We start from the raw sequence: 8,433 nt of genomic DNA on the forward strand, positions 1-8,433 counted from the left end.
CCGCCAAGGCAGCAGCTCCGGTCAAAGGATCGACCATGAAGGCCTCGAACGAGGCGGAGATGCTGAAGGCGCAGAAGGCGTCGGCCGCCCGCGACAAGGCCTGGGACGCGCGCACGCGCAGCTCCATGAGCTCGATCTGCAAGGGCTGCTAGCACCGGCCGTGATCCGGTTCGAGGGCGTCTCCAAGCGGTTCCCCGGTGCGTCCGCGCCCGCCGTCGAGAACCTCGACCTCCTCGTTCCGGAGGGCACCACCTGCGTGCTGATCGGCCCCTCCGGCTGCGGCAAGTCGACGACGCTGCGCATGGTCAACCGGCTGATCGATCCGGATGCAGGCCGCATCACGGTCGCCGGGCGGGACGTGACCGCCGCCGATCCGATCGCGCTGCGGCGCGGCATCGGCTACGTGCTCCAGGGCATCGGCCTGTTCCCGCACCGGAGCGTCGCCCGCAACGTCGCCACGGTGCCCGAGCTGCTCGGCTGGCCGAAGGGCCGGATCGCGGAGCGGGTCGACGCGATGCTCGACCTCGTCGGGCTCGAGCCCGCCACCTATCGTGATCGCCGCCCGGACGCGCTCTCCGGCGGCCAGCGCCAGCGGGTCGGCGTCGCGCGGGCGCTGGCCGCCGACCCGCCGGTGCTGCTGATGGACGAGCCGTTCGGCGCGGTCGACCCGGTGGCGCGCGGCAGGCTCCAGGCCGAAATCGGCGCGATCCTCAGGCGCCTGGGGAAGACCGTGCTGATCGTGACCCACGACATCGACGAGGCGATGCTGATGGGGGATTCCGTCGCGTTGATGCGCGGCGGCCGGCTGGTCCAGGCCGACGCGCCGCAGGCGCTCCTCGCAGCGCCCGCCGACGATTTCGTCGCCGCCTTCGTCGGACAGGACCGGGCGCTGCGCCGGCTCGCCCTGCTCACGGTGTCGAAGGTGGCGGAGCCGGGCGAGGCGATGGGCGAGCCGGAGATCGCGGCCGAGGCTTCGCTGCGCGATGCGCTCTCAACGATGCTGGCCCGCGGCTGCACCCGGCTTGCCGTCACCGGGGTGCCTCGCATCCTCACCCTCGACGCGATCCGCGAGGCCGGCGCCCTGGTGAAGGTCGAGCCGCGATAGACAGGTCGGGGAACGACCCGCAGCCAGGGTTCGGCCTGGATGCCGGAGAAGTCCGTCCAGCCGAGCGCGATCGTGGCGACGTAGCCGGCGAACACCCCGAGCAGCACAGCCATGTTGGCCAGGAACCCCGATGATCGTGCCGGTCACCACGGTCGGGAAGAAGCTCAGCACGTACTTTACGAAGGGCGCGACGCAGAGGCCGAACAGGCCGCCGACGATGACGGCCCCGTAGATGCCGTTGAGCCCGACGCCGGGAATGGCCGCCATCGCGAGCATCGGCGAGATCGAGACGGCCGTCACCCCCATGATAACCGGAAGGCGGATGCCGAACGGACCGAAGCCGATCATTTGGACCAGCGTCGCGATCCCGCAGGCGAACAGGTCCGCGCTGCACAAATGATGACGTCATGCAGGTCTTGATCCGAGCATATGATGTCGGGATGATCACGCCTGCGTCGTTGACGGGAGCTGTAATGGACGGGCCGAGCAGGCAGACCCAGGCCGACAAGCTGATCAGCGAGATCGCCGACGCGATCCTGGCCGGTACGCTCGCACCGGGAACGCGCCTCGACGAACAGATGCTGGCGGATCGCTACGCGGTCTCGCGGACGCCGGTCCGTGAGGCGATCCGGCAACTGGCCTCCACCGGTCTCGTCGAGGTCCGGCCGCGCCGCAGCGCCGTGGTCGCCGAGATCACGGCCGAGCACCTGGAGACGATGTTCATCGCGATGGGCGAACTCGAGGCGACCTGCGCGCGGCTGTCGGCGATCCGCATGACGCCGATCGAGCGCCGACGCCTTCAGGTCCAGCACGCGAGGATGGCCGCTCTCGTCGAGGACGACGACGTGGCGGGGTTTGCCGAGGCCAACCACGTGTTCCACGGCCTGATCTACGCCGGCACGCACAACAGCATCCTGTCGGACATGGCGACCGCGTTGCGCCGCCGCCTCGGCCCCTATCGACGCGCGCAGTTCCGCAGCCCCGGCCGCCTGCCGCGTTCCCAGGCCGAGCACGAAACCGTCACCCTCGCGATCCTATCCGGCGATGCGGCAGCCGCGCACGCTGCCATGCTGAACCATGTCAGCCTGGTGGAGGACGCGTTCAGCCGTCTCGCGGCGGCGCATGCGGCTTGACGCGCGGCCTATGCGCAAGAGCGGATGGGCCGGCCCCGCCACCGAAACGGTGATGCCGCTCGATCGCTCCACGCGTCTCCCTCGGAACTCGCCGGTCTTCAACGGAAGACCCGAGGATCTGGCTGCGGTTGAACGTCAGGCCGCCTTCGCCGTCGCCGGGCGCTTGGCGGCAGGCGCGGGCATGACCGGAGGCTCCGCCTTCGCGCCGACCGCGACGGCCGCCAGCGTGTCCATCACGCGGGTCGCCGGCAGGGTTACGATCACCTCGGTGCCTTCCCGCGGCTTGGACCTGAGCGTGAAGTGGCCACCGTGCAGGTCGACGAGGCCCTTCACGATCGGCAGGCCGAGGCCGGAGCCCTGCTCGGCGGTCTTGATGGCCAGCGACCCGCGCCCGAACGAGGACATCACGGTGCCGAGTTCGTCCTCCGGGATGCCGGGCCCGCTGTCCTTGACCGCGATGTACTGGCCGCCGGAGCTCGTCCAGCCGACCTTGATCGTGATCTCGCCGCCCGGCGGCGTGAACTTCACCGCGTTCGACAGGAGGTTCAGGACGATCTGGCGCAGCGCCCGCTCGTCAGCCCAGAGCCGCGGCAGCGTCTCGTCGACGAAGTCGTGGAACGTCTGGTTCTTGCCGCGCGCCTTGAGGCCCATCATGTGGCGGCACTCCTCGACGATGTGGGCGAGTTGCACCGCCTCCTCGTTGAGCTCGTAGCGGCCCGCCTCGATGCGCGAGAGGTCGAGGATCTCGTTGATGAGATTGAGCAGGTGCATCCCGCTGTCGTGGATGTCGTTGGAATACTCGCCGTAGCTCGGCGCGGTGTGGGGGCCGAACACCTCGTTCTTCATCACCTCCGAGAAGCCGAGGATCGCGTTGAGGGGCGTGCGCAGTTCGTGGCTCATGGTGGCCAGGAACCGGGATTTTGCGAGGTTGGCCTCCTCGGCGCGCCGCCGCGCCTCGTCGGAATTGGCCTTGGCCTGCTCCAGTTCGCCGAAGACCGCGTCCTTCTCCGCCCGGGATTGGAGGGCGCCGACCGTCGAGGTGTAGAGGCGTTGCGCGAGGCCGAGGAAGAAGATCTGCGATCCGATCGCCATCGCGATGAGCAGGATCGCATCCGTTTCCCAGGCGAACATCAGGAGCGACAGGGTCGAGATCGCGAGCGGGATGAGCGCGGCGACCGCGGCCGCCGGGACCGTCGCCGCCACCATGGTCGCGACCGCGGACGCGATCACGAGCCCGAACATCGCGAAGTGCCAGCCGCCCGCGGCGGCGAGCCCGATCATCGCCGACCAGCTCAGGCTCTGCAGCACCTCGCCGACCACGAAGCGGCGGCGCCACGCCGTCAGCGAGATCGTCCCCGGTTCGGCCCACAGGAAGCGCCGGCCGAGCGACGAGTTCAGCGTGATCATCAGGAAGACGCACAGCGCCCAGGCCGCTGGAACCACCGGAACGACCCAGAAGCTCGCCGCGGCGGCGAGCGCGATGGCGAACAGCCCGAGCGGGATGCCGGCGCCGGCCCGGTACTGGGCGTAGAGACGCAGCAGCTCGTAGTCGAAGGCCCGTTCCAGCCCGCTCGTCGAGGTCAGCTTCTCGCGGGCCGAGCGCATGTCGCGGGCGACGCCGCGGCGGCGGGCCACCTCTTCCGTCGAGGGTCCGCGTCCGCGCTGCACCATCTCAACAGTCAGGTCGGACATCGGCCTCTTCGGACGCTGGACGAGGACCGTGGACCGTGAGCCGCGGGCCGGATCATGCGAGGAGCGCCACGATGCGGGTGATATGTTAAGAACGGCCTGCCACGACCGCGACGAGTCTCCCGATCCTTTTGGAGATGCGGGCACGAACCGGAGCGGCCCGCCATGCGCGGACGCACATTGCGAGGGCGCGGGTGGGCCTAGCGCTGATCCGCTCAGCTCGACCGGAAGACGCCGCATGTGAAGGTCAACCGCATCGTCGCTGCGGTCGATGTCGGCGTTGCGGTCAACCCGGCCATCATCCGGGCCCAGGTCGAGGGCTCCGTCGGCTCCGCGCCGTCGGCGGTGCTGCGAAACCGCGCCACCTTGAAGGACGGCGTGGTGCAGGAGCGCAACTTCGACACCGACGAGCCGACCCGGATGAGCGGGATGCCGGTGATCGAGGTGCACATCGTGTCCGCGTCGGCGGCACCCACCGGCATCGGCGAGCCCGGCGTGCCGGTGCTCGCGCCCGCGGTCTTCTTCCGCGACCGGCCGGCGCCTGCGCTCGCTGCCCCTCGATCTCGCCGGATTGAAGGGCGTGTGAGGTTGCACGCCGGACAGGCCTGAGCTGCGTCGGCTTTCCAAGAGCCTCAGACCGGACTTCCGAACGGTACGGTTCACCACCGCGCCGTTTCTCATCATTCGGAACCAGTGCGGCCTCCCTGATCGGGTGTGCCGTGCCCATCTCGGGCGGGCATGGGACAGACCACCTTCGAGACCACCGCCACGCGCCTGCGTGCCTGTCGCATCTGCCGGGACGCGCCGCTCTACGGGCCGCCCCTGCCGCAGGAGCCGCGGCCGATCGTGCAGGGCAGCAGCGGCGCGCGGCTCTGCATCGCGAGCCAGGCTCCCGGAACGCGGGCGCACCGCACCGGCATGCCGTTCATGGACCCGTCCGGCGTTCGCCTGCGGGCATGGCTCGGGCTGAACGAGGCGGCGTTCTACGATGCGGAGCGCGTCGCCATCGTGCCGATGGGCTCGTGCTTTCCCGGCCTCGACGCCAAGGGCGGCGACCGCCCGCCACGCCGGGAATGCGCGGAGCGCTGGCGGGCCAGCCTGTTCTCAGGCCTGCCGGACCTGGAATTGATCCTGGTGATCGGCCAGTACGCGCAGGCTTGGCACCTGGGCAAGATGCCCGACGGGCTCACCGGCACCGTGCGGCGCTGGCGCGCGGTCCTCGCCGAGCCGCGCCGTCCCCGCGTCCTGCCGCTGCCGCACCCGTCGTGGCGCAACAACGGCTGGCTCAAGCGCGAGCCGTGGTTCGAGGCCGACTTGCTGCCGGTGCTCAAGGCGGAGGTGGCGCGGGTCATGGCCCGGCCGGATCTGGATTGACACCGGTACAACCCGCGTGATCCCTGCGCCCGTGCCGGAGTGCCGATGCGAGACCAGACCGACCCGCGCGACCGCCTGATCATCGCCCTCGACCTCGACGGAGTCGAGGCGGCGCGCGCGCTGATCGCGCGGATCGGCGATGCCGCGACCTTCTACAAGATCGGGTATCAGCTGGCCTATTCCGGCGGCCTCGCCCTCGTGCCGGAACTGGCCGGGCGTGGCCTGAAGGTGTTCCTCGATCTCAAGCTGCACGACATCGGCAACACGGTGGAGGCGGGGGTTCGCGCGCTCACGGGCCTCGGCGCGACGTTGCTGACGGTGCACGCCTATCCGCAGACCATGCGCGCGGCCGTGCGCGGGCGGGGCACGGGCGGGCCGAAGATCCTCGCGGTCACGGTCCTGACCTCCTACGAGGAGGCCGACGCCCGGGAAGCCGGCTACAGCCTGCCCGTGCCGGACCTCGTGGCACGGCGGACCGCCCAGGCGGTCGAGGCGGGCCTCGACGGGATCGTGTGCAGCGCCGCGGAGGCGGCGACGGTCCGCCGCGCGGTGGGTGCGGATCGGCTGATCGTGACGCCGGGCATCCGACCGGCCGGCGCCGAGGCCGGCGACCAGAAGCGGGTGATGAGCCCGAGGCAGGCGCGCGCGGCCGGCATCGACCACGTCGTGGTCGGACGCCCGATCATCGCCGCCGCCGACCCACGGGCGGTGGCGCAAGGCATCGTCGCCGAGATGGCGTGAGGGAGCGAGAACGATGAAGCGTGGCTACTGGATCGCCCGGGCCGACATCCACGACGCGGAGGCCTACAAGGACTACGCAGCCTCGAACGGCACCGCCTTCGCCGCGTTCGGCGGCCGCTTCCTGGTGCGCGGCGGCCCTTACGAGGCGGCCGCCGGCACGGCACGTGCGCGCAACGTGGTGATCGAGTTCCCGAGCTACGCCGACGCCCTCGCCTGCTGGAAGTCCGAGGCCTACCAGGCCGCGCGCGCCAAGCAGAAGGGCGGCGTCGAGGCCGAAATCCTGATCATCGAGGGGTACGACGGCGATCAGCCCGGAGCCTCACCCCCGCCGCAGGCCGCCAATCCCGCCTCCGAATAGGGGCGTGCGTCCTTCCTAGCGGCAGTCTCCCGGCCGGAGGCTTCGCAGCAGGAACGTCGTCATCACCGCGAGGTCGGGGACCGGCGCGTCCGGGTACTGGCTGACGAGGATCGGATGGCTGTAGCGCGCGATCGCCGTGTGCAGGCAGCGCGCGGCGGCAGCGGGATCGCTGGTCTCGAACTCGCCCCGCCGCACGCCGTCGACCACGATCCGCTCGAACACGGCCCCGATCCGGTCGACGTGGTGGCGGCAAACCTCCCAACTCTCGCTCATCGCCGCCTCGATCATCTCGTGCATCCGGGGAAACGCCCGGCAGCGCTCCAAGGTGTCCCGATGCAGGGCGGCGATCACCGCGCTCAGGCGCGCTCCAGCGCTCGATCCCGGCCGATCGGCGATCCCGGAGATCAGGGCCTCCACCTCGCCGATCAGGCGCTCGACCACGGCCTCGTTGATCGCCTTCTTGGAGTCGAAAAACCTGTAGACGTTGGCAGGGCTCATCTTGAGCGTCTTGGCGATGTCGGCGACCGTGGTTTTCTGGTAACCGATCTCGCGAAACGAGCGCTCCGCCGTCGCCAGGATGCGGCAGCGGGTCGTCGGGGCGCTTTCCTCGCCCTGGATAGCCACGGATGCAACGGCGCTCGTCATCGGCCGACCGTATGCCGCATTCCGCCAGGGCGTCAAAACGTCGGGCCGCAGGGCGTCTCGGAACATCGCCGCGGAGGGGAGATTAGGAGCCAGGAAGGCCCCGTTTCGGGCCGCCATCCCTCGGATCGAGGCGGACGCTCATGAAGCTCGACGGAAAGAAGGCCCTGATCACCGGCGCGGATTCCGGCATCGGCCAGGCGGCTGCGGAGTTGTTCGCCCAGCACGGCGCCGATGTGGCGATCACCTACAACACGGACGCCGACGGCATCGCCGAGACCGCACGCCTCGTGGAGGCCGCCGGGCGCAAGGCGCTCGTGATCCAGAACGACGTCGGCGATCCGGCCTCCGTCACCGCAACCTTCGATCGCATCGCGAGCGAACTCGGCGTCCTCGACATCCTCGTCAACAACGCCGGTCAGGCGATGAGCGGGATGGAAGTGGCCGAGATGGACGACGGCAAGCTGGAGCAGATCCTGCGCGTCAACCTGATGGGTCCGCTGTTCTGCTGCCGGTCCTTCATCAAGCTGCGGCGCGCCGTCGGAGGCCGGGGCAAGATCGTCACGGTCTCCTCGGTCGCGCAGCATCTGCCGACGCCGGGAAGCACGCCCTACGGAATGTCGAAGGCCGGGATCGGCTCGCTGTGCCGCAGCTTGTCCCGCGAACTCGCCAACGATCGCATCAACGTCAACAACGTGGCGCCCGGCCTGATCGAAACGCCGATGACCGCAAGCCGGTTCGAAGATCCTGCCGCCTTGGAGAAGTCCCTGGAGCATATTCCGTGGCACCGGGCCGGCCAGCCCAGCGATATTGCCCAGGCCATCCTGTACCTCGCCTCGGACGATAGCGATTACGTGACGGGTCACACCCTCGTCGTCGACGGCGGCCTGACGATGCAATGGGGCGGTGCGTGAGACCTGCCGGCGTAGTTGCCATCCGGGATAGGCAGGGGCGTGTGACGGGCTGACTTCCGACCTTGTTTCGCGAGCGTCTCTTCAGCTCGACTTCGGCCAATTCGGGTGGGGCCGATGTGAGGTGACGAAGCGGGGGTGACGGGTAGGCCTTGCGGTGTCCCCGCCAAGAGGCGCCTCATGCCGTCCCGCGTGGGCCGGGCCCTCACCCGCCGGCGCCTGGATGGGGCGCTCTACGATCTGCCGCCGCCTGACCTCCGGGTACGATCGGACGCCCGCGCAGGAAGGGCGCGCGGCGGCTCGCCCTGTCGAAGCTCCTCACCGATCCGGACACCGTCTGGCCGAGCGTGTGCGTGCCGGGCTGGTCAAAGCTCTTCGTCTGGACAAAACTCGCCGACGCCATCCTCGCCAGCGTCAGACGCTTCTGCCAAAGAACCTCTAACACAAACCACCAAAACGAGCACTCTAGTTTGCCCCTAC

The 8,433-nt window shown here is 69.8% G+C and carries 9 protein-coding genes and 1 pseudogene; 7 read left to right on the top strand and 3 right to left on the bottom strand.

Going from position 1 to position 8,433, the window contains the following annotated elements; all coding sequences use genetic code 11:
* The first annotated feature begins 160 nt into the window (after positions 1-160).
* Positions 161-1,105 carry an ABC transporter ATP-binding protein gene (locus ACFE8Y_RS10780; RefSeq protein ID WP_375464383.1) on the top strand — a complete coding sequence of 315 codons (945 nt, stop codon included), beginning with the start codon at positions 161-163 and terminating at the stop codon, positions 1,103-1,105.
* Here the strand turns inward: ACFE8Y_RS10780 and ACFE8Y_RS10785 are convergent.
* Positions 992-1,453 carry a hypothetical protein gene (locus ACFE8Y_RS10785; RefSeq protein ID WP_375464405.1) on the bottom strand — a complete coding sequence of 154 codons (462 nt, stop codon included), beginning with the start codon at positions 1,451-1,453 and terminating at the stop codon, positions 992-994. The genes ACFE8Y_RS10780 and ACFE8Y_RS10785 overlap by 114 nt on opposite strands.
* Positions 1,454-1,578: 125 nt before the next feature.
* Here ACFE8Y_RS10785 and ACFE8Y_RS10790 point away from each other — a divergent pair, with 125 nt between their 5' ends.
* Positions 1,579-2,238, top strand: a complete 660-nt coding sequence (locus ACFE8Y_RS10790) for a GntR family transcriptional regulator (RefSeq protein WP_375464384.1) — start codon at positions 1,579-1,581, stop codon at positions 2,236-2,238.
* A 135-nt stretch (positions 2,239-2,373) separates the two neighbouring features.
* Here ACFE8Y_RS10790 and ACFE8Y_RS10795 read toward each other — a convergent pair whose 3' ends face one another.
* Entirely contained in the window at positions 2,374-3,930 is a 1,557-nt protein-coding gene (locus ACFE8Y_RS10795; RefSeq protein ID WP_375464385.1) for a sensor histidine kinase, read from the bottom strand.
* Positions 3,931-4,167: 237 nt separating this feature from the next.
* On the opposite strand from ACFE8Y_RS10795, the pseudogene ACFE8Y_RS10800 reads away from it, so the two are divergent.
* From ACFE8Y_RS10800 to ACFE8Y_RS10815, 4 genes and pseudogenes are all read left to right on the top strand, one after another.
* Positions 4,168-4,513 (top strand): annotated as a pseudogene (locus tag ACFE8Y_RS10800) (molybdopterin cofactor-binding domain-containing protein); the annotation flags it as partial.
* A 152-nt stretch (positions 4,514-4,665) separates the two neighbouring features.
* Positions 4,666-5,301: a uracil-DNA glycosylase family protein gene (locus ACFE8Y_RS10805; protein WP_375464386.1), complete on the top strand. Its 636-nt coding sequence runs from the start codon at positions 4,666-4,668 to the stop codon at positions 5,299-5,301.
* A gap of 45 nt (positions 5,302-5,346) precedes the next feature.
* Positions 5,347-6,042 carry an orotidine-5'-phosphate decarboxylase gene (pyrF, locus tag ACFE8Y_RS10810; protein ID WP_375464387.1) on the top strand — a complete coding sequence of 232 codons (696 nt, stop codon included), beginning with the start codon at positions 5,347-5,349 and terminating at the stop codon, positions 6,040-6,042.
* Between the two features lie 13 nt (positions 6,043-6,055).
* Positions 6,056-6,400 (top strand): DUF1330 domain-containing protein, encoded by a 345-nt coding sequence (locus ACFE8Y_RS10815; RefSeq protein ID WP_375464388.1) that lies wholly within the window; start codon positions 6,056-6,058, stop codon positions 6,398-6,400.
* 15 nt (positions 6,401-6,415) lie between these two features.
* Here ACFE8Y_RS10815 and ACFE8Y_RS10820 read toward each other — a convergent pair whose 3' ends face one another.
* Positions 6,416-7,045, bottom strand: coding sequence for a TetR/AcrR family transcriptional regulator (locus ACFE8Y_RS10820; RefSeq protein WP_375464389.1), 630 nt, complete (start codon positions 7,043-7,045; stop codon positions 6,416-6,418).
* A gap of 140 nt (positions 7,046-7,185) precedes the next feature.
* On the opposite strand from ACFE8Y_RS10820, the gene ACFE8Y_RS10825 reads away from it, so the two are divergent.
* Positions 7,186-7,956 carry an SDR family NAD(P)-dependent oxidoreductase gene (locus ACFE8Y_RS10825; RefSeq protein WP_375464390.1) on the top strand — a complete coding sequence of 257 codons (771 nt, stop codon included), beginning with the start codon at positions 7,186-7,188 and terminating at the stop codon, positions 7,954-7,956.
* Positions 7,957-8,433 lie beyond the last annotated feature (477 nt).

Origin of the sequence: uncultured Methylobacterium sp., assembly GCF_964242245.1 — a bacterium.
In the GTDB taxonomy this organism is placed as follows: Bacteria; Pseudomonadota; Alphaproteobacteria; order Rhizobiales; family Beijerinckiaceae; genus Methylobacterium.

What these genes read in the sequence shown, in the direction of transcription:
- ACFE8Y_RS10825 (WP_375464390.1), top strand. Translation starts at nt 7,186, where the DNA reads ATGAAGCTCGACGGAAAGAAGGCCCTGATCACCGGCGCGGATTCCGGC.
- ACFE8Y_RS10785 (WP_375464405.1), bottom strand. Translation starts at nt 1,453, where the DNA reads ATGATCGGCTTCGGTCCGTTCGGCATCCGCCTTCCGGTTATCATGGGG.
- ACFE8Y_RS10795 (WP_375464385.1), bottom strand. Translation starts at nt 3,930, where the DNA reads ATGTCCGACCTGACTGTTGAGATGGTGCAGCGCGGACGCGGACCCTCG.
- ACFE8Y_RS10790 (WP_375464384.1), top strand. Translation starts at nt 1,579, where the DNA reads ATGGACGGGCCGAGCAGGCAGACCCAGGCCGACAAGCTGATCAGCGAG.
- ACFE8Y_RS10815 (WP_375464388.1), top strand. Translation starts at nt 6,056, where the DNA reads ATGAAGCGTGGCTACTGGATCGCCCGGGCCGACATCCACGACGCGGAG.
- ACFE8Y_RS10805 (WP_375464386.1), top strand. Translation starts at nt 4,666, where the DNA reads ATGGGACAGACCACCTTCGAGACCACCGCCACGCGCCTGCGTGCCTGT.
- ACFE8Y_RS10820 (WP_375464389.1), bottom strand. Translation starts at nt 7,045, where the DNA reads ATGACGAGCGCCGTTGCATCCGTGGCTATCCAGGGCGAGGAAAGCGCC.
- pyrF (WP_375464387.1), top strand. Translation starts at nt 5,347, where the DNA reads ATGCGAGACCAGACCGACCCGCGCGACCGCCTGATCATCGCCCTCGAC.